Source organism: Helicobacter pylori (assembly GCA_008032955.1).
Classification (GTDB): domain Bacteria; phylum Campylobacterota; class Campylobacteria; order Campylobacterales; family Helicobacteraceae; genus Helicobacter; species Helicobacter pylori_DC.
Map to the genome: position 1 here is coordinate 947,319 of CP032046.1, position 19,874 is coordinate 967,192.

Genomic DNA, 19,874 nt, shown 5'->3' on the forward strand with positions numbered 1-19,874 from the left:
ATCTCAAAAGTTTTAAAAATAAAATTTTAAAAAATTAAGATCTTAATTTTTTGCTAAAAAGCTTGAGTTAAAGCCAATTTTTAACCCCTAAAATACCCACCCATAATTAAAAAACACTTTAAAATGGCTGCCCCCTTCATTCAAAACAACAGAGTTCGCATAGATGCCATTATTAGAAGCGATTTTAATACCGCTTTGGATTAAAGGAACGCTAATGCCTATGGAATATTTAGAATGCTTGTAGCGGTAATTAAACCCGGTTACTATATCTAAATTACCGCTTCCTTTGACTTGATTGAAAACATAGTAGCTATTGTATAAGCCCCTTAACCCCCCAAACACCCCAAAAGAGGAAGCAAAAACTTTTTTAGTGGGATTGCCTTGCTTTTTATTAGCATAAGTGGTGATGAAATCAAACAACACATCCATTCCCCCACCATAGCTTAATTGCTGGATTTTTTCGTTATTGGTTTGAGCATAGTTGTATTTGATGATGCCGTAATAGGCTAACCCTATGTAGTCATTGAAATAATGTTGGTAGCCTATTTTAACATTGGCCCCTAAAATAGGGCTTCTAAAATTCTTACTTGAATAGCGGTAAGTGGTGGTGGAAGTGGTGGAAAAATTTTGCGCGATCGCGCTGACCATAGAGGTTGCAAAATTTTGCACGTTCAACCCAGCGTTTAAATAGTTGGCTTGGCTGCTCAAATTAGCGAAATTAATGGGCAGGGCGTTTTGATTGATGAGCTGTTGCCAAACAGCGGTAGTAACCCCTATAAGCCCAGCGGGGACTTGAGCACAATTGGTGTAGATGGAATTGGGGTAATTGCCCGCTGTATAGACTTGGTGGTTGTCCTTATAAAAAGAACATACATCATAGGTGTAACCATCCTGATCTTTTACTTCTTTTCCGTTTGTAAATTTTAGTTCTTCTTTCCCATTGACTAACTCTTCTTTTCCACCCTCACATTCTTGTATGGCTCCGCCGTTTTCTTGACACAAACGCACCCTTTGATAAGTCATGTTCCCATTATGCGTATAGCCTTTAGTGTGGCTAAATTCATGGATAATGTCTCTTAATTCCACAATATCAACTTTGTTCAAAGTTTTACCAAACAATTTTTCAGGATTTAAGGCAGAAGCTTCTATCCCCAGATTACCATCATTATCATCAAGTTCATACCCTAGCCCTACAAACCCTGATTTTAGGATATTCACTTCAAGATTGATCGTTCTTCTAAACGCATCTATAACGGATTGTGGGGTTAGCACGTATTTTTCATAGATGGGAGCGACACGCCCGTTATTGAAAGGATTCACGCACTTAGGAAAGTCAGAGCCGCACTCTGATGAGCTGTTAGAAAATTGGAAAGGAGCGTTTAAAACGGCTTCTTCCCACGATTTGGAGTCAAACACCGCAATCATATCCAACATTAAATTGGTCAATTCTTCTGCGGTTTGTGGGGTGAAATCTGACACACAATCATGGCAATTACCTTTAAAATTGTTAGTATCGGCGTTTTCATAACTCATCGTTACATTGGTCGTGATTTGACTGAGCTTTTGAAACAAACTCTGCGTGTTAGCATCAGAAAATTGTGTGGCAGTGGCTTGAAGTTGTTGGTAATTAAAGCTATCAGCTTGTTCAAATTCTGAATCATTAAACAAGCTTGCAGGCAGAATGATTTGAGAATCCTTAGGGATAGTCTCTATCACGCCTAAATTAACTACCTTGCCTTGAGCGTCTTTAAAACTCAGTTCAACATTGTTTAAATTGTAAGGCAGAAAGTTTTGTATGGTTACGCTCCCATTAACCATATTCGCATACACAGGGCTTTGAGAATAAAAAGTTAAGCCATTTTCTATATTGTCCGTGGTGAATAGTTCGGTTGCTTTTTCTAAAATGGTGCTTTGGGGTATATAGTATCTCCCATAGACGCTTTGGGGGGTGGCTGTATCGCTTTTGTTTTGTTCTTTGGGTTGCTCTTTAGTTTGTGGGTGGGTTAGGGGTTTTCATAGACTTTTTGGGTGTTTTGAGCTGTTGTTTCTTCTTTAGTTTGCGTTCCTTCTAATAACCCGGTTTCAAACCCGGCTTCTATAAAAAAGCCGTCTTTTTGGTGTTTTTGAAAGGCTTCTAAAGGGTTGAATAAGCCTATTAAAGACAAACAAATCGTTCTGCTAACGAGTTTTAGCATGATAATTTCCTAAATGGTTTAGCGTTTTGTTCTCAAAGAGTTTGTAACTCAATCAAACTGAATTTTCGTATTATAATATATTTTTGAGAAATTGCGGTATTGTTTGTATTAAAAAATAAACAACGCCCAAAGGATAAGCGCTTTTATCTTTCTTCAAATCACTTTAAAATTTTAGGCAAAGTGATGCCCACTTGCCCTTGATACTTACCGCCTCTGTCTTTATAGCTTTGCTCGCACACTTCATCGCCTTGTAAAAACACCACTTGCGCAATCCCCTCATTGGCATAGACTTTAGCCGGTAAATTAGTAGTGTTAGAAATTTCAATCGTGATATAGCCTTCAAATTCCGGCTCAAAAGGCGTAACATTCACGATAATCCCGCACCTGGCGTAAGTGCTTTTGCCTAAACAAATCGCTAAGGTATCTTTAGGCATTTTAAAATATTCTATCGTATGGGCTAGGGCGAACGCGTTAGCGGGCAAGATAAAAAAACCCTCTTTACTCGCATCAATTTTGGTTGCGTTGTTAGGGTCAAAGTTTTTAGGGTCAATTAAAGCGTTTTTGTTATCAAAAAGCATGAACTCACTCCCCACTCTAATATCATACCCATAACTGCTCAAACCATAGCTGATCACATTCTTACCGACTTGCTTTTCGCAAAAAGGGCTAATCATGCCATGCTCTAAACTCATTTTTTTAATCCAAGAATCCGCTTTCAATCCCATATACACAAAGCCTTTAAAGTTTGTTAATAATTATGTTATTATAACAATAATTTTTTGCTAAAAACGCTTAGTAAGATTATGTGTTTGTGGCATATTTTAAAATAATATTAAGGAATAGATCGTTATGAACCTTTCTGAAATTGAAGAGTTGATCAAAGAATTTAAAGCTTCTGATTTAGGGCATTTGAAATTAAAGCATGAGCATTTTGAGTTGGTTTTGGATAAAGAATCCGCTTATGCGAAAAAAAATGCGCTAAATCCCGCTCATTCTCAAGCCTCCATTCAAGCCCCCATCATGGTAGAAGCGAGCATGCCAAGCGCTCAAACCCCTGTGCCTATGGTATGCACCCCTATTGTGGATAAAAAAGAAGATTTCGTGCTTTCGCCTATGGTAGGCACTTTTTATCATGCGCCCTCCCCTGGGGCTGAGCCTTATGTCAAAGCCGGCGATACGCTTAAAAAAGGGCAAATCGTGGGAATTGTAGAAGCGATGAAAATCATGAATGAAATTGAAGTGGAATACCCTTGCAAGGTGGTTTCTGTTGAAGTGGGAGACGCTCAGCCGGTAGAATACGGCACGAAACTCATCAAAGTGGAAAAGCTTTAAAACCCATGAATAAAGGAAATAAAAAGGTAGAAAAAAAAGAGCTTTCGCGCATTTTGATCGCTAATAGAGGCGAGATCGCTTTAAGAGCGATCCAAACCATTCAAGAAATGGGTAAAGAATCCATAGCCATTTATTCTATCGCTGACAAGGACGCCCACTACCTCAATACGGCTAGCGCAAAAGTGTGTATAGGGGGGCCAAATCCAGCGAGAGTTACTTGAATATCCCGGCCATTATTAGTGCGGCGGAATTGTTTGAAGCGGATGCGATTTTCCCCGGGTATGGGTTTTTGAGTGAAAACCAGAATTTTGTAGAGATTTGCTCGCACCATTCTTTGGAATTTATTGGTCCGAGTGCGAAAGTCATGGCTTTAATGAGCGATAAATCCAAAGCCAAAAGCGTGATGAAAGAAGCCAGCATGCCTGTGATTGAGGGCAGTGAAGGGCTGCTTAAAAGCTATCAAGAAGCTGAAGAAATCGCTGATAAAATCGGCTACCCTGTTATCATTAAAGCGGCCGCTGGTGGGGGCGGGAGAGGGATGCGTGTCGTAGAAGATAAATCCAAATTAAAAAATCTTTATTTAGCCGCCGAAACGGAAGCTTTGAGCGCGTTTGGCGATGGGAGCGTGTATTTAGAAAAATTCATCAACAAGCCTAAGCACATTGAAGTCCAAATTCTAGCCGACAAGCATGGCAATGTCATTCATGTGGGCGAAAGGGATTGCTCGGTGCAAAGACGCCAGCAAAAGCTCATTGAAGAAACCCCAGCAGTGGTTTTAGAAGAGGGCGTGCGTGAGCGTTTGCTAGAAACAGCGATCAAGGCCGCTAAATACATCGGCTATGTGGGGGCTGGGACTTTTGAATTTTTGCTTGATTCTAACATGAAAGATTTTTATTTCATGGAGATGAACACTCGTTTGCAAGTGGAACACACCATTAGCGAAATGGTGAGTGGGTTAAATCTCATTGAGTGGATGATTAAAATCGCTCAAGGCGAAAAATTGCCCAAGCAAGAAAGCTTTTCTCTCAAAGGGCATGCGATAGAATGCCGAATCACTGCAGAAGATCCTAAAAAATTCTACCCAAGCCCGGGCAAAATCACCGAATGGATCGCTCCTGGTGGGGTGAACGTGCGCCTTGATTCGCACGCGCATGCCAATTATGTCGTGCCTACGCACTATGATTCTATGATTGGCAAGCTCATTGTGTGGGGTGAAAACAGAGAAAGAGCGATCGCTAAGATGAAAAGGGCTTTAAAGGAATTTAAGGTAGAAGGCATTAAAACGACCATTCCTTTCCACCTTGAAATGCTTGAAAATGCGGATTTCAGGCAAGCAAAAATCCACACGAAGTATTTAGAAGAAAATTTTTAAGTTTTAAGGATTTTCTTAAGCAATGATTTAAGGGTTTTAAGCGATCAGAAGGAATCGGCAGTGAAGTGCCCAACCGCTAAAGACGATTGGGCTTCCTAGGCTGATGTTGCCCATAGGGAGAGTTTGGTTCTCACTCTGTGTCCCTATAGTAGGGATTTTACAGAGTTTGAGCTCCAACGCATTCCCTATAGGTCTCACACATCATATCTCCAAAGGCGTAACTTTGCACACTTCCTACGCTAGATACGAATGTATGGGGATATGATACCATGAATTGGTAGCATTCATCCCAACCGCTAAAGACGATTGGGATTTCTGCTTTGGGTGGTTAAATTTTATAATTTTGTAGTAAAGTTTTTTCATGCAAACCTTGTTTAAAGAAGTTACCCCTAAACGCTATGTCAATGGCAATGAGATGAAAGAAAATTCTAGCAATGTTCTAGATCAGTATTTCACTAAGCCTAGTGTGGCTTTAAAATGCTTCCAAAAAGCTTGTGAAGTTATTAAAAAATACGAAAAGCTAGATGACTTTATTTTTTTAGAACCAAGTGCAGGCGATGGGGTGTTTTATGACTTGTTTCCTAAAGATAGACGCATTGGTATAGACATTGAACCTAAAAGAGATGGTTTTATTCAATGCGATTTTTTAAATTATAAATTGCCCACGCATCAAAAAGTGATTTGCTTGGGCAACCCTCCTTTTGGGCATCGTGGGGTTATGGCGTTAGAATTTATCAACCATGCTAGAAATTGTGATTTTGTGTGTTTTATCCTACCCATGTTCTTTGAAAGTCAAGGAAAAGGCTCTATTAAATATCGTGTGAAAGGTTTAAATCTGCTTTATAGCGAACGCTTAGAAAAAAATGCGTTTATAGACTTTAAAAATAAAGAAGTGGATGTGCATTGTGTGTTTCAAATTTGGAGCAAAAAGTATCAAAATAAAAAAAGTGAATTTTCTTGGTATAAGAATCGCCATAAAGAACCCTTTGGCGAATATATCAAGGTTTTCACGGTTTCATTGGCTAAAAACAGAGAATGCGGTAAAGAGTGGATTTTTAATCAAAAAGCGTCTTTTTACATTTCATCAACTTTTTATAAAAGCACACAAATTGTAGAGAACTTTGAGGAAGTTAAGTATCAATCTGGTATTGCTGTGGTATTTACTAGCGCTGACAAGGTTTTAAACGCTAAATTAAAAAAACTATTCAAAGAGATTGATTGGACAAAATACGCAAGTTTAGCGACTAATTCTTGCTATCATTTAGGAAAAAGCCATATTTTTCAAGCCCTACATGATCATTTGGATAGTTTAAAGGATAATTGATGGATTTGGAACAAACTTTTTTAAAAATTATTGAAAAAAAACATAAAGAATTGAATTTAGGGCAAGATTACAACGCTATTTTTTCAAAAATTAGAGATTTTGAAGCCAACGCTATAGGGCAGATTGGCGAAGAGTTTTTAAAAAGTGCGCTTAACGCTATAGATGAAGTGATCAATGATGGCATTATTCATGATGAATACGATATTATGACAAAAAGCGGTGTGTCTTTTGAGGTCAAAACAGCGCGAAAAGGCAGAACCAACAACACTTTTCAGTTCAATGGTATAAACCCACGATACAACTATGATTTTTTGATTTGCTTAGGAGTGTGCGAAGACCAATTACTTTATAGAATTTTTAAAAAAGATGAAATCCATTACGTTCATAAAGAAAGAAAATACTTTATGAAACAAAATGAGTTCAAAAAGCAATTGGTGCCAATGAATCCTGATAATCAAGTCAATTATAAGCTCACTCTCAATCTTAAAGAACTGAAAGAAATTACAAACCTCATCAAAGAGTTAGAAAGGGTTTTAGGGTTAGATTAATATTTTTAGATAGAATTGGGTGGAATAAAATGTTTTTAGGAATAGAGTTTGCTTATCTTGTCTTTAAGAAAGTCCAATGAAGTGGAGGATAAGATGTCTAAGATTTCAAATCATTATAACCCGTCTTTGATGGTAAGGGATTACCATACTCAAAGGGTTGGTTCGCACGCAAGAAAAGAAGAAAATAAGGAAATTCAAAATCTTTCAGAGAATGATGAAAAAATCAAATTAGCCAAACAAGCTAAGCAGGATAACCTAGCCATAGGAGATTTAGAAAGCCGCCTTAAAAGCTTAAAGGGCATGGATAAAGACGCTAAAGAATTGGTGGGTATTTCTAAATCTTACGCTCATAACAATGAAAAAGATCGAAGCGATTTTGAGCGTTTTAAAAGCCGTTTGGACAAAGCGATTGATTCTTTCAATCAAAATTTGGATAATGGCGCGGCTAGTTTGAAACTCCCTAGCAATATTGATATTGACGACACGAAGGCTTTGGAAAAATTTTCAAAATCATTAGAAAGTGAGAAAGAAAACATTCAAAACTCTTTGCACCAGTGGAAAAAACAGCTCGCTGAAACGAATCATTTAAACAAGGAATACAACACCTTAGATAAAACAAGATTGAACGCTCAAAAATTCCAAGATGTACATGACACAAGCAAGATCACCCCATCTCGCTTGCAAGACTTACTCGCTTGAAAGAGTTTGCTTATAGCGAGCCTTGTTTAGACGAAGAAGATAAAAAGGCTGTTTTAGAGGTTTTAAATTCCAAACAGATCACCCAGGGCAAACGCTCTCTTTTATTTGAAGAAGCTTTGTGCGAGTTTTTGGGTGTTAAGCATGCACTGGTGTTTAATAGCGCGACTTCAGCCCTTTTAACGCTCTATAGGAATTTTAGCGATTTTAACGCTGATTGCAATGAAATAATCACCACCCCTATAAGCTTTGTAGCGACGGCTAACATGCTCTTAGAAAGCGGCTATAAACCCGTATTTGCCGAAGTTAAAAACGATGGCAATATAGATGAATTGGCCCTAGAAAAGCTCATTAACGAAAGAACCAAAGCCATAGTGAGTGTGGATTATGCCGGTAAAAGCGTGGAAATAGAAAGCATTCAAAAGCTTTGCAAAAAGCATTCTTTGAGTTTTCTTTCTGACAGCTCGCATGCTCTAGGGAGCGAATATCAAAACAAAAAAGTAGGAAGCTTTGCGTTAGCGAGCGTGTTTAGTTTCCATGCCATTAAGCCTATCACTACGGCTGAAGGGGGAGCGGTCGTTACTAATAATAGCGAATTGCATGAAAAAATGAAATCGTTTCGCTCTCATGGCATGATCAAAAAAGATTTTTTTGAAGGCGAAGTCAAAAGCGTAGGGTATAATTTCCGCTTGAATGAAATCCAAAGCGCTTTGGGTTTGAGCCAGCTTAAAAAAGCCCCCTTTTTAATGCAAAAAAGAGAAGAAGCCGCTCTAGTTTATGACAGGATTTTTAAAGATAACCCTTATTTCACCCCTTTACACCCCTTGTTAAAAGATAAAAGCTCTAACCACCTTTATCCTATTTTAATGCACCAAAAATTTTTTATATTTAAAAAACTCATTTTAGAAAATTTGCACAAGCTTGGCATTTTAGCCCAAGTGCATTACAAGCCCATTTACCAATACCAATTGTATCAACAGCTCTTCAATACAGCCCCGTTAAAAAGTGCAGAAGATTTTTATAACGCTGAAATTTCCTTGCCTTGTCATGCGAATTTAAATTTAGAGAGCGTTCAAAACATCGCTCATAGCGTTTTAAAAACTTTTGAAAGTTTTAATAGAATAAGTTCCATTTAGGGCTTCAAATCTTAATCATTAAGAATGGTGCGGAAGAAAGGAATCGAACCTTCATGCCTTGCGGCGCTAGATCCTAAGTCTAGTGCGTCTACCAATTTCGCCACTTCCGCACACCGCACGCCATCGCATGCACATAAGAGTAGAAAATAAAGAAGCAGTATTTTAGCTTTTTAATCCTTTAAAAATACTGAAAAATTGAAGTTTTTTAAAATTTGGAGTTTTTTCTGGCTTTAGGGAGTTTTAAATTCTTTTAAGGTATTCTAACAAGACTATATCAGATAGTTTTAAGGAAATTAAGGAACACAATGGAAGTTTCACGCAAGAAAATTTACAACCCCGATTCTACAGAAAGTGTGAATGAAAGAAAGATTTTTGGGGGTAATCCTACAAGCATGTTTGATTTGAATAAAATCAAGTATCAATGGGCGGATCATTTGTGGAAAACGATGCTCGCTAACACCTGGTTTGCTGAAGAAGTGAGCATGAATGATGACAAAAGAGATTATTTGAAATTAAGCGCAGAAGAAAAGATCGGCTATGACAGAGCTTTAGCGCAACTCATTTTTATGGACAGCTTGCAAACCAATAATTTAATTGACAATGTCAATCCCTTTATCACCAGTCCCGAAATCAATTTGTGTTTGGTGCGTCAAGCTTATGAAGAAGCCTTACACAGCCATGCGTATGCGGTGATGGTAGAAAGCATTAGCGCCAATACTGAAGAAATTTATGACATGTGGCGTAACGATATGCAATTAAAAAGCAAGAACGATTATATTGCGCAAGTGTATATGGAATTAGCCAAAAACCCTACAGAAGAAAACATCCTCAAAGCGCTTTTTGCTAACCAGATTTTAGAGGGGATTTATTTTTATAGCGGGTTTAGCTATTTTTACACTTTGGCTAGGAGCGGTAAAATGCTAGGATCAGCACAAATGATTCGTTTTATCCAAAGAGATGAGGTAACGCATTTGATTTTATTCCAAAACATGATCAACGCTTTAAGGAATGAAAGAGCGGATCTATTCACGCCAAAATTGATTAACGAAGTCATAGGAATGTTTAAAAAAGCGGTAGAAATTGAAGCCTCATGGGGGGATTATATCACGCAAGGCAAGATTTTAGGGCTCACTTCAAGCTTGATTGAGCAATACATCCAGTTTTTAGCGGATAGCCGTTTGAGTAAGGTGGGTATCGCTAAAGTTTATGGCGTCCAACACCCCATTAAATGGGTAGAAAGCTTTTCAAGTTTCAATGAACAGCGCTCTAATTTCTTTGAAGCTAGGGTGAGCAATTACGCTAAAGGGAGCGTGAGTTTTGATGATTTTTAAGGGGCTTGTTTGAATAGTATTAAAAACCATTTGATGTGTGAAGAAATCCACAAGCGTTTTCATTTGCACCCCAAAGTGAGAAAGGCTATGGAGAGCATTGAAAGGGAGGTTTTTGTGCCAGCCCCTTTTAAACATTTTGCCTACACTTTAAACGCGCTTTCTATGCAAGCGCAACAATACATCTCTTCGCCCCTAACCGTGGCCAAAATGACGCAATATTTAGAAATCGATCATGTGGATAGCGTGCTAGAAATTGGCTGCGGGAGCGGCTATCAAGCGGCGGTGCTGTCTCAAATTTTCAGGCGCGTTTTTAGCGTTGAAAGGATTGAAAGCCTGTATTTAGAAGCGCGTTTGCGCCTTAAAAATCTCGGTTTAGACAACGTTCATGTTAAATTCGCTGATGGGAACAAGGGCTGGGATCAATACGCCCCCTATGATAGGATTTTATTCTCTGCTTGCGCTAAAAATATCCCGCAAGCGCTTATTGATCAGCTTGAAGAAGGCGGGATATTAGTCGCACCCATTCAAGAAAACAACGAGCAAGTGATCAAACGCTTTGTGAAGCAAAATAACGCCTTGCACGTCCAAAAAGTGTTAGAAAAATGCTCGTTTGTGCCTGTCATAGATGGGGTGCAATAAAGATTAAGGCATGATCAAACACTATCTTTTCATGGCGGTTTCGCAAGTCTTTTTCTCTTTCTTTTTAGTGCTGTTTTTTATCTCTTCTATCGTGCTATTAATCAGTATCGCAAGCGTAACGCTCGTGATTAAAGTGAGCTTTTTAGATCTAGTGCAACTCTTTTTGTATTCCTTGCCAGGAACCATTTTTTTTATTTTACCGATCACTTTTTTTGCGGCTTGCGCTTTAGGGCTTTCAAGGCTTAGCTATGACCATGAATTGTTAGTGTTTTTCTCTTTAGGGGTTTCGCCCAAAACAATGACTAAAGCGTTTGTGCCTTTAAGTCTGTTAGTGAGCGCGATTTTATTGGTGTTTTCGCTTATTTTAATCCCCACTTCTAAGAGCGCTTATTACGGGTTTTTGCGTCAAAAAAAAGACAAGATTGATATTAACATCAGAGCGGGTGAATTCGGGCAAAAATTAGGCGATTGGCTCGTGTATGTGGATAAAGCTGAAAACAATTCCTATGATAATTTAGTGCTTTTTTCCAATAAAAGCCTCTCTCAAGAAAGCTTCATTTTGGCTCAAAAAGGCAATACCAACAATCAAAACGGCGTGTTTGAATTGAATTTATACAAAGGGCATGCGTATTTCACTCAAGGCGATAAAATGCGTAAAGTTGATTTTGAAGAATTGCATTTGCGCAACAAGCTCAAGTCTTTCAATTCTAATGATGCGGCTTATTTGCAAGGCACGGATTATTTAGGTTATTGGAAAAAAGCCTTTGGTAAAAACGCTAATAAAAATCAAAAACGCCGTTTTTCTCAAGCGATTTTAGTTTCCTTATTCCCTTTAGCGAGCGTGTTTTTAATCCCCTTATTTGGCATCGCCAACCCACGATTCAAAACGAATTGGAGTTATTTTTATGTCCTTGGAGCGGTTGGGGTTTATTTTTTAATGGTGCATGTGATTTCTACGGATTTGTTTTTGATGACCTTTTTCTTCCCCTTTATTTGGGCGTTTATTTCTTATTTATTGTTTAGAAAATTCATTTTAAAGCGTTATTGAATGCGTTGTTTTAAGGCCACTATCGCTTATGATGGGGCGTATTTTTTAGGTTATGCCAAACAGCCCAACAAACTCGGCGTTCAGGATAAAATAGAGGGCGCCTTAAATGCGCTAGGGATTAAAAGCGTTGTGGTTGCGGCTGGGCGCACGGATAAAGGCGTGCATGCGAACAACCAAACGCTGTCTTTTCACGCTCCAAAACACTGGAGCGCTGATAAATTATTTTATTATCTAGCCCCTAAACTCGCCCCGCATATTGTCTTAAAAAAACTAGAAGAAAAAAACTTTCATGCGCGTTTTGACGCTCAAAAAAGAGCGTATCGTTACCTTTTGACGAAGAATTTAAAAACGCCTTTTTTAGCGCCTTATATCGCTTGTGGGGATTATGGCTCACTAGATTTATTAAACACCGCTTTAAAGCAATTCACAGGCAAGCATGATTTTTCCATGTTTAAAAAAGAAGGCGGGGCTACAACCAATCCTAAACGCGCTATTTTTAACGCTTTTGCTTATACAGCCTTTATCATGGGGCATGAGTGCGTGGTGTTTAAAATCATTGGCGATGCGTTTTTACGCTCTAGCGTGCGTTTGATCATTCAAGCATGCGTTCAATACTCCTTAGAAAAAATCACGCTCGCTGAAATTGAAATGCAAATCCATAACCTCAAAGCCACCATAAGAACGCCCATAATGGCTAATGGCTTGTATTTACACAGGGTGTATTATTGAAATCTCAAAAGGTGTTCTTCCCAATCTAGAGCACTTTTGATAATGGTGTCTAGATTGTCATAAAGGGGTTTGAAGGTGGTGTTTTGTAAGATTTTAGCGTTATTGGCAATAAGGCTTGCTGGATCGCCCTGTCGTTTGTCTAAAATTTCCACTAAAAAATCGTTGTTTGAGATTTCCTTAACCTTATTAATCACTTCTTTCACGCTATGGCCTTGATTGTAGCCGACATTATAGATCTCGCTCTTATTTTTTTCTAAAAGAGTGTGATAGCTCGCTAAATGCGCGTTAGCCAAATCATCTACATGGATATAATCCCTAATGCAAGTGCCGTCTCTTGTGGGGTAGTTAGTGCCAAAAATCCCCATTTTTTTCCTTTTCCCCACCGCGCATTCGCATGCGATTTTGATCAAATGCGTGGCGTTGAGCGTGCGCTGCCCCAAAGTGTAGGGGGTAGTATAATCATTGTGCATGCATGCCCCAGCCACATTGAAATAGCGCAAGATAACGCATTTAAAATCCGCTATTTTAGAAGTGTCTAACAAGATTCTTTCGCTCATCATTTTAGACGCTCCATAAGGATTAATGGGGTTTAAGGGGCTTTCTTCATTCAAGCTTGAACTAGATTCGCCATAAACCACGGCCGTAGAAGAAAAAATAAAACGCTTGATTGCATGTTTTAAGCAAAGTTTGACAAGCTCTAAAGTGTTGAGCGTGTTGTTGGTGTAGTATTCTAAAGGCAAACGCGTGGATTCTTCTACTGAGATTTTAGCCCCAAAGTGCAAAATAGCTTCAATGGGGTCTTTTAGTTGCTGCTTATTCAAAAACGCGTCTAATTTGTGCGTTTCATTCAAATTCGCTTGAATAAACACAACCCTATTAGGGTAGTAACGCTCTAACGCTTTGAGGTGCTCTAAAAAACCGGTGCTTAAGTCATCTACAATAATGATGTTTTCTTTGGTTTTTTCTAAAAACGCCCTTGCGGTATGCGAACCTATATAACCGCACGCTCCTGTGAGTAATAATGCCATAAAACCCCTTTTAAAATGAAAAAATAACAACTATTATAACATCTTAATCCCATTTATCATTTAAGGACTTCTTAAGAAAATTTAATCTATAATTTCATCTTTATTGGCTTTAAGGGCTTATAGCTCAGGTGGTTAGAGCACACCCCTGATAAGGGTGAGGTCGGAGGTTCAACTCCTCCTAAGCCCACCATTTTTTACCATCTTTGGGGAATTAGCTCAGCTGGGAGAGCGCCTGCTTTGCACGCAGGAGGTCAGCGGTTCGATCCCGCTATTCTCCACCATTGTTTTCTCCTTAAATTTTTTCTTTTTATCAGTCGTGTCTTGGTTGAGAAATCCTAAACGATTGGATCGTCCTTGTTTAACGCCGCAAATCTTTTAACTCAAAGCTCCTTGATGAAAGATTAAATTAAATTGAGATTTTTTGTTATAAAAATTCTTATTACCGCTCGTTAAGGCTTTATAAAAAATATTAGAAACCCTTACAAAACAAGCTAATATATTCCATTCAATTTATTTCAAGGACAAACAAACATGAAAAAATTTCTTTATGCCCTACTCATGCTTCTTTTAATCGGCCTTTTAACGGCCTATCTTATCCTTTTTACAGAATGGGGGAATAAAATCATCGCTTCGTATATAGAGAAAAAAATCAACCCGAACGAGCGCTACTTGAGCGTTAAAACCTTTAAATTAAAATTCAACTCTTTGGATTTTAAAGCTCAAGCTAACGATGATTCCACGCTCATTCTTAAGGGGGATTTCTCGCTTTTAAAGCAAAGCGTAAATTTGAATTACCATATAGATATTAAAGATTTACGCTCTTTCAAAGAATGGATACCCTACCCTTTAAGGGGGGCTATTGTTACTTCTGGGAATATCAAAGGGCATAGAAAAGCCCTTGTGATTCAAGGCGTCTCTAATGTGGCTCAATCCCACACTGCCTACAACGCCCTTTTAGATGATTTCAAGCTTTCTCGCTTAAATTTGAACGCACAAGACGCCAATTTAGAAGATTTGCTTTATTTAATCAATCGCCCCGCTTATGCGAACGCAAGAGTGTCCTTACAGGCGGATTTTAACTCTCTAAAGCCTTTAGAAGGGCATTTGATCCTAACAGCTAATAACGCTTTAATCAATAACGCCCTAATGAATCAAATTTTTCATTTAAACCTTAAAGACACGCTCGTTTTCAACCTCTCGCACTCAAGCGATTTTAAAGAAAACAAAGCCATCAGCGATACCACCCTAACTAGCCCTTTAGCCAATTTCACAGCCCTAAAAAGCGAATATCTTTTCTCTGTTTTAAAACTCAACGCCCCCTACACTTTAGAAATACCCAATTTAGCCAAACTCCAAAACATGATCAACCACCCCTTAAAAGGGAGCTTGACTTTAAAAGGCGATATAGAGCAAAGCCCCAAACTCTTAAAAGTCAGCGGCCATTCAAATTTACTAGACGGCGCGCTAGATTTCACGCTTTTAAATAAAGATTTGAAAGCCCGTTTTTCCAATATTTCCACTTTAAAAACCTTAGATTTATTCTATTACCCTAAATTTTTCCAATCCATTGCAGACGCTAACTTGGATTATGACCTTATCTCTAAGCAAGGCGTGTTGAAAGCCAATCTCAAAAACGCAAGATTCCTCAAAAATGCATTCAGCGATTTCCTCTATTCCATTTCCCAATTTGATATTACTAAAGAAATCTATAACGATGCCAATCTGGTAAGCCAAATCAACCAGCAACGCCTGCTTTCTGATCTCAGCTTAAAAAGCCCAAAAACCCAATTGAAAATCCATAACGGCTTATTGGATTTAAACACCAAGCAAATGGACATGCTCATGGATGCAGAAATTTTAAAATTCATTTTTAAAATGAAACTTCAAGGTAACATGCACCAGCCAAAATTTTCCCTCATTTTAAATGAGAAAGCCATCCAACAAAACCTACAACAAGGCTTGAAAGAAATCTTAAAAAATGACACCCTTAAAAAAGGTTTAGATCATTTGCTTAAAGATGATAAGCTCAAAGAAAAGCTTGAAAAAGGGCTTAAGGGGCTTTTTTAAAATTTTAAAGGACAGAAATGGCGCACATTTTAGTTAGCGGGGCGACTTCAGGGTTTGGGTTAGAAATCGCTAAGGCGTTTTTACAAAAAAACCATGTGGTTTTTGGCACAGGGAGGCGAAAAGAGAATTTGCAAGAATTGCAGCTCGCTTACCCTAAGCATTTCATTCCCCTGTGTTTTGATCTTCAAAACAAGCTTGAAACTAAGCGGGCGATAGAGGCTATTTTTTCCATGAAGGATCGCATTGACGCTCTGATTAATAACGCCGGCTTAGCGCTAGGCTTGAACAAGGCTTATGAATGCGAGTTAGACGACTGGGAAATCATGATAGATACGAATATCAAGGGGTTGTTGTATCTCACTCGTTTGATCTTGCCCTCTATGATAGAGCATGACCAAGGGACTATCATCAACCTTGGCTCTATCGCTGGCACTTACCCCTATCCTGGTGGGAATGTCTATGGAGCGAGCAAGGCGTTTGTGAAACAATTTTCTTTAAATTTGCGAGCGGATTTGGCTGGCACTAACATTAGAGTGAGCAATGTTGAACCCGGTTTGTGCGGCGAAACCGAATTCAGCATGGTGCGTTTTAAAGGCGATAAAATCAAAGCCCAATCCGTCTATGAAAACACCCTTTACCTCAAACCACAGGATATTGCTAACATCGTGCTATGGATTTACGAACAACCCTCGCATGTCAATATCAACCGCATAGAAATCATGCCCACAAGCCAAACTTTCGCTCCCCTACCCACCCATAAAAACCCTTAAGGGGTTTAAAGAATAAATTTAAACTTTAACAACTCTTTAAGTTTCAAAAAAAGGGGATTTTGGTTGTTTAAACTCATTATCTTAAGGGGATAGGAAGTATTTTAAAATTATTCCCCCTAAAACCTCCTTTTAAAATCCCCCTAACCCCCCAAAAGTTCGCTTTTTAAAGCCGTTTGATCAAGCCTTATTCAAACTAAACTTTGATTTTGAGCTGCTTGAGAATATCGCATGCCCCTTTAGCGCCTAATTTACAGCCTTTTTTAAAGTTTTCTATGGCTTGCTTTTCATTCCTTGCTATACCTTCGCCATTGTATTGCATGGCCCCTAAATTGAAACACCCTCCGCCATTTTCCAACTCGCATGCCTTAGAATAACGAGCGAGAGCCTCTTTAAAATTCTTCGCCACGCCTTCGCCATGATGATACATGTTCCCTGCGTTAAAACACCCTGGGCTGTCTTTTAAGTCGCAAGCTTTGTCATACGAAGCGAGCGCTTTTTTCAAATCCTTAGGCGTGCCTCTGCCTGCATCATACAAGCTCCCTAATATCGTGCAACCATCGCCATCGTTCAAATCGCACGCTTTGGTGAAATATTCCACCGCTTTTTTAAAATCCCTAGTAACCACTTTACCATCATGATAGATCCCTCCTAAGCTCGCGCACCCTTCAGCGTATTTCAAATCGCACGCTTTAGAATAGTATTGCAAGGCTTTGTTGGTGTTTTGGGACACGCCTTGCCCGCTATAATATAAGTTCCCTAGCAAATGACACCCATTGCTGTAATTTAAATCGCAAGCTTTAGCGTAAAATTGAGCGGCTTTTTTCAAGTTTTTTTCCACCCCATGCCCTTGATAATAAAGCACCCCTAAATTAAAACACCCACTATTTTCTTTCAACTCGCAAGCTTTTTCAAAATATTTCTTAGCCTGAGTGAAATCCTGCTCTTTGTAGCTCTTTGCCCCCAAACCCACAAGCTCTTTAGGGTCTTGCTCTGCCATTAGCCCCCTAAACACAACGCACCCAAGCACAAAACCCTAAAAAAGGACTTTTTGACATTTTCTAACATGATGTATCTCCTTATTAAAAATTTTATTATAGTGTTATTAAGCAAATACAAAACGCCATGATCTCTTTGTTATCTTAAAGCTAACGCTCGCTTGCAAATTTCTGTGATCTTATCCCACTCTTTGTTTTGAATTAAATCTTTAGGGGTGAGCCAACTCCCCCCCACGCACACAACGTTTTCTAAATTCAAATAAGAACGCATGTTATCCACGCTAATCCCCCCAGTAGGGCAAAATTTTACCCCTTTAAAAGGGCCATTAAAAGCGTTTAAAAGTTTAACGCCCCCACAATACTCTGCCGGGAAAAATTTCAAAGCGTTATAGCCCCATTCTAAAGCCTGCATGACTTCACTGCTGCTAGAAACCCCAGGTATTAGGGGCATGCCTTTTTTCTTTGCGTGTTCTAAAAGCTTTATCGTAAGACCCGGGCTAATCAAAAACTCTGCCCCCCTATTTTGCGCTTGCTCTAATTGAGTGGGATTGAGTATCGTGCCAGCGCCCACGCGCATTTTTGGCACATTCTTAGCGATAAGCTCTATGGCCTCTAAAGCACAACTGGAGCGCAAAGTAACTTCTATGATTGGAATACCCCCCTCTATCAGGCTTTGCGCTAAAGGCACAGCGTCTTTTATATTCTCAATCACTACCACAGGGACAATGGGGCTGATTTGTAAAATCTCTATTATTTTATCTTGCATTTTATCTCCTTTATATTTTTATACCTTTATGCCAAAACTCATGCCGCCCTCTTCAGCGGTATTGGCATTCAATCTCAAGCTTGTAAATAATTCCCTACCCAGCCCAAAAGTAGGCTTTTCTAAATTTTCTAAGGTTTCTAAAAACAAGGGGTTGATGCCTCTCTTTTCAAAACCCTTTTCAAGCACATTCAAGGCGTTATTAGGAGCGTCTAATTCTATCAAATCGCCATCTTTAATCTTAATGATCGCCCCGTTTAACGCCCCCTCAGGGCTTAAATGGATCGCGCTAGGCACTTTCCCGCTCGCCCCGCTCATGCGCCCATCCGTAACGAGCGCGACCTTATAGCCCATATCTTGTAAAGCCCCTAAATTCGTGGTGAGTTTGTGCAATTCTGGCATGCCATTAGACTTGGGTCCTTGGAAAGGCAAGACAGCGACAAAATCCCTTTCTAATTCTTTATTTTTAAAGCGTTCTAAAAATTCGCTTTGGGTTTTAAAAACAATCGCTCTAGCCTTAACTTTCCTGTGCTCATCTTTAATGGCTGAGATTTTAATCACGGCCCGCCCCAAATTACCTTTTAAGATTTTAAGCCCCCATTAGCGGCAAAAGGCTCACTAATAGGGCGTAAAATGTCCGTATTCAGGCTATGATTGATGGCGTCTTTATACACCAAATGGTCGTTTTCTAAAAAGGGGGTTTTGGTGTAATTTTGCATGCCTTTTTGCGTTTCTGTATCCATAATCGTATGCGTGTCTTCAAATAAAAGCCCCTCTTTTAGCAATTCTTTGATCACAAACGCTAAGCCCCCACACGCTTCAAAAGCGTTCACATCCGCTGATCCGTTAGGATAGACTTTAGCTAAAAGGGGTATGAGGTTAGAGACTGCGTCAAAATCGTCCCAATTGAGGATCACCCCACAAGATCTAGCGATAGCGATCAAATGCAAAGTGTGGTTAGTAGAACCTCCGGTTGCCATTAAGCCTATAAGAGCGTTAAGAATGCTTTTTTCATCAATGAGTTTGGCTAAAGGCAGGACTTTCCCGCTCGCTAATCTTTTGGCGCTCTCTTCTACCAAAACCTTTCGTAAAGGGTTGTTAGGGTTGATAAAGCTAGAATTAGCCACATGCAACCCCATAAACTCCATCATCATTTGATTGGAATTAGCCGTGCCATAAAAAGTGCAAGTGCCCACGTCATGATAGCTTTGCATTTCCACTTTTAAAAGCTCTTCTCTGTTGATCTTTCCCATTGCAAAATCTTGGCGCGCTTTGGCTTTTTTATAATTTTCTATCCCGCTCACCATAGGCCCGCTTGGCACAAACACGCTCGCTAAATTCCCAAAGCTTAACGCCCCTATGAGCAAGCCTGGCACGATTTTATCGCACACGCCCAAAAAAAACGCCCCATCAAAAACATTATGGCTTAACCCTACGGCGGTGCTTAGTGCGATCACGTCTCTACTAAACAAACTCAATTCCATGCCCTCATAACCTTGCGTGATACCATCACACATCGCTGGCACCCCACTAGCGACGCTCGCATAGGCGTTATGCTCTTGCAACTCTTTTTTAATCAGATCAGGGTAATTTTTAAAAGGTTGGTGGGCTGAAAGCATGTCGTTATAAGCCGTGATAATCGCAAAATGCTTTCTTTTATGCGAACCTAAAGGCATTTTTAAATGCTCTGGCATGCTCGCTGTAACATGGGCAATATTCGCGCAACCCAAGCTCTCAATCTTGGGCTGGTTTTTAGGGTTAAAGATATTTTCTAAATAAAGTTCTCTGGTTTTTTTGCTACGCTCTGTAATTTTTTCTTTGATTTGTTCTAAAGAATGCTTAGGCATGAACACCCCTTCAATTAAGATTTAATATATAATAATAACTTAAAAACACTCTAA

Annotated in this window: 14 protein-coding genes, 3 tRNA genes and 4 pseudogenes; 14 read left to right on the forward strand and 7 right to left on the reverse strand. The window is 39.2% G+C overall.

Annotated features, from left to right (window positions below; translation table 11 throughout):
• Positions 1-87: 87 nt before the first annotated feature.
• Positions 88-2,195: pseudogene (locus D2C72_04570) on the reverse strand (hypothetical protein).
• A gap of 158 nt (positions 2,196-2,353) precedes the next feature.
• Complete coding sequence (locus tag D2C72_04575; protein ID QEF43589.1) at positions 2,354-2,920, reverse strand: dCTP deaminase; 567 nt, start codon at positions 2,918-2,920, stop codon at positions 2,354-2,356.
• A 124-nt stretch (positions 2,921-3,044) separates the two neighbouring features.
• Here D2C72_04575 and accB point away from each other — a divergent pair, with 124 nt between their 5' ends.
• From accB to pseC, 6 genes and pseudogenes are all read left to right on the forward strand, one after another.
• Positions 3,045-3,527 (forward strand): acetyl-CoA carboxylase biotin carboxyl carrier protein, encoded by a 483-nt coding sequence (gene accB, locus D2C72_04580; GenBank protein QEF43590.1) that lies wholly within the window; start codon positions 3,045-3,047, stop codon positions 3,525-3,527.
• A 5-nt stretch (positions 3,528-3,532) separates the two neighbouring features.
• Positions 3,533-4,899: pseudogene (locus D2C72_04585) on the forward strand (acetyl-CoA carboxylase biotin carboxylase subunit).
• Between the two features lie 361 nt (positions 4,900-5,260).
• Positions 5,261-6,223 (forward strand): SAM-dependent methyltransferase, encoded by a 963-nt coding sequence (locus D2C72_04590; GenBank protein ID QEF43591.1) that lies wholly within the window; start codon positions 5,261-5,263, stop codon positions 6,221-6,223.
• The gene (locus D2C72_04595) at positions 6,223-6,771 is read left to right on the forward strand and encodes a restriction endonuclease (protein QEF43592.1); all 549 of its coding nucleotides are present in this window, start codon (positions 6,223-6,225) and stop codon (positions 6,769-6,771) included. The genes D2C72_04590 and D2C72_04595 overlap by 1 nt, the downstream gene beginning before the upstream one ends.
• A gap of 93 nt (positions 6,772-6,864) precedes the next feature.
• Complete coding sequence (locus D2C72_04600; GenBank protein ID QEF44188.1) at positions 6,865-7,470, forward strand: Laminin subunit alpha-2 precursor; 606 nt, start codon at positions 6,865-6,867, stop codon at positions 7,468-7,470.
• Positions 7,467-8,603, forward strand: coding sequence for a UDP-4-amino-4,6-dideoxy-N-acetyl-beta-L-altrosamine transaminase (gene pseC / locus D2C72_04605; GenBank protein QEF43593.1), 1,137 nt, complete (start codon positions 7,467-7,469; stop codon positions 8,601-8,603). The genes D2C72_04600 and pseC overlap by 4 nt, the downstream gene beginning before the upstream one ends.
• Before the next feature lie 25 nt (positions 8,604-8,628).
• Here pseC and D2C72_04610 read toward each other — a convergent pair.
• Positions 8,629-8,713: transfer RNA gene (locus D2C72_04610), tRNA-Leu, on the reverse strand.
• Between the two features lie 195 nt (positions 8,714-8,908).
• Between D2C72_04610 and D2C72_04615 the strand changes: the two genes are divergently transcribed.
• From D2C72_04615 to truA, 4 genes are read left to right on the forward strand one after another with little or no spacing between them, the layout of a single operon-like run.
• Positions 8,909-9,934, forward strand: a complete 1,026-nt coding sequence (locus D2C72_04615; GenBank protein QEF43594.1) for a ribonucleotide-diphosphate reductase subunit beta — start codon at positions 8,909-8,911, stop codon at positions 9,932-9,934.
• Between the two features lie 9 nt (positions 9,935-9,943).
• Positions 9,944-10,573, forward strand: coding sequence for a protein-L-isoaspartate O-methyltransferase (gene pcm / locus D2C72_04620; protein ID QEF43595.1), 630 nt, complete (start codon positions 9,944-9,946; stop codon positions 10,571-10,573).
• Positions 10,574-10,583: 10 nt separating this feature from the next.
• Positions 10,584-11,621: an LptF/LptG family permease gene (locus D2C72_04625; protein ID QEF43596.1), complete on the forward strand. Its 1,038-nt coding sequence runs from the start codon at positions 10,584-10,586 to the stop codon at positions 11,619-11,621.
• The gene (gene truA, locus D2C72_04630; protein QEF43597.1) at positions 11,622-12,350 is read left to right on the forward strand and encodes a tRNA pseudouridine(38-40) synthase TruA; all 729 of its coding nucleotides are present in this window, start codon (positions 11,622-11,624) and stop codon (positions 12,348-12,350) included.
• On the opposite strand, the gene galE is transcribed toward truA, so the two are convergent.
• On the reverse strand, positions 12,344-13,378 hold the full coding sequence (gene galE / locus D2C72_04635; GenBank protein QEF43598.1) for a UDP-glucose 4-epimerase GalE: 1,035 nt from the start codon (positions 13,376-13,378) through the stop codon (positions 12,344-12,346). The genes truA and galE overlap by 7 nt on opposite strands.
• Before the next feature lie 113 nt (positions 13,379-13,491).
• Between galE and D2C72_04640 the strand changes: the two genes are divergently transcribed.
• The 4 genes from D2C72_04640 (at position 13,492) to D2C72_04655 (ending at position 16,215) form a co-directional block, all read left to right on the forward strand.
• Positions 13,492-13,568 (forward strand) — tRNA-Ile (locus tag D2C72_04640).
• Positions 13,569-13,583: 15 nt separating this feature from the next.
• Positions 13,584-13,659: transfer RNA gene (locus D2C72_04645), tRNA-Ala, on the forward strand.
• 250 nt (positions 13,660-13,909) lie between these two features.
• Positions 13,910-15,445 (forward strand): hypothetical protein, encoded by a 1,536-nt coding sequence (locus D2C72_04650; GenBank protein ID QEF43599.1) that lies wholly within the window; start codon positions 13,910-13,912, stop codon positions 15,443-15,445.
• Between the two features lie 17 nt (positions 15,446-15,462).
• Positions 15,463-16,215, forward strand: a complete 753-nt coding sequence (locus D2C72_04655; GenBank protein QEF43600.1) for an SDR family oxidoreductase — start codon at positions 15,463-15,465, stop codon at positions 16,213-16,215.
• Between the two features lie 193 nt (positions 16,216-16,408).
• Here D2C72_04655 and hcpC read toward each other — a convergent pair.
• The 3 genes and pseudogenes from hcpC to edd all read right to left on the reverse strand — a co-directional run bounded on the left by hcpC (position 16,409) and on the right by edd (position 19,820).
• Positions 16,409-17,280, reverse strand: a pseudogene (hcpC, locus tag D2C72_04660) (Sel1-like repeat protein HcpC).
• Between the two features lie 69 nt (positions 17,281-17,349).
• On the reverse strand, positions 17,350-17,976 hold the full coding sequence (gene eda, locus D2C72_04665) for a bifunctional 4-hydroxy-2-oxoglutarate aldolase/2-dehydro-3-deoxy-phosphogluconate aldolase (protein QEF43601.1): 627 nt from the start codon (positions 17,974-17,976) through the stop codon (positions 17,350-17,352).
• An 18-nt stretch (positions 17,977-17,994) separates the two neighbouring features.
• Positions 17,995-19,820, reverse strand: a pseudogene (gene edd, locus D2C72_04670) (phosphogluconate dehydratase).
• Positions 19,821-19,874: the final 54 nt, after the last annotated feature.

Excerpts from the sequence above, each read along its gene's own strand:
- D2C72_04575 (QEF43589.1), bottom strand. The coding sequence starts at position 2,920 with ATGGGATTGAAAGCGGATTCTTGGATTAAAAAAATGAGTTTAGAGCAT.
- accB (QEF43590.1), top strand. The coding sequence starts at position 3,045 with ATGAACCTTTCTGAAATTGAAGAGTTGATCAAAGAATTTAAAGCTTCT.
- D2C72_04590 (QEF43591.1), top strand. The coding sequence starts at position 5,261 with ATGCAAACCTTGTTTAAAGAAGTTACCCCTAAACGCTATGTCAATGGC.
- D2C72_04595 (QEF43592.1), top strand. The coding sequence starts at position 6,223 with ATGGATTTGGAACAAACTTTTTTAAAAATTATTGAAAAAAAACATAAA.
- D2C72_04600 (QEF44188.1), top strand. The coding sequence starts at position 6,865 with ATGTCTAAGATTTCAAATCATTATAACCCGTCTTTGATGGTAAGGGAT.
- D2C72_04615 (QEF43594.1), top strand. The coding sequence starts at position 8,909 with ATGGAAGTTTCACGCAAGAAAATTTACAACCCCGATTCTACAGAAAGT.
- D2C72_04625 (QEF43596.1), top strand. The coding sequence starts at position 10,584 with ATGATCAAACACTATCTTTTCATGGCGGTTTCGCAAGTCTTTTTCTCT.
- truA (QEF43597.1), top strand. The coding sequence starts at position 11,622 with ATGCGTTGTTTTAAGGCCACTATCGCTTATGATGGGGCGTATTTTTTA.
- galE (QEF43598.1), bottom strand. The coding sequence starts at position 13,378 with ATGGCATTATTACTCACAGGAGCGTGCGGTTATATAGGTTCGCATACC.
- D2C72_04650 (QEF43599.1), top strand. The coding sequence starts at position 13,910 with ATGAAAAAATTTCTTTATGCCCTACTCATGCTTCTTTTAATCGGCCTT.
- D2C72_04655 (QEF43600.1), top strand. The coding sequence starts at position 15,463 with ATGGCGCACATTTTAGTTAGCGGGGCGACTTCAGGGTTTGGGTTAGAA.
- eda (QEF43601.1), bottom strand. The coding sequence starts at position 17,976 with ATGCAAGATAAAATAATAGAGATTTTACAAATCAGCCCCATTGTCCCT.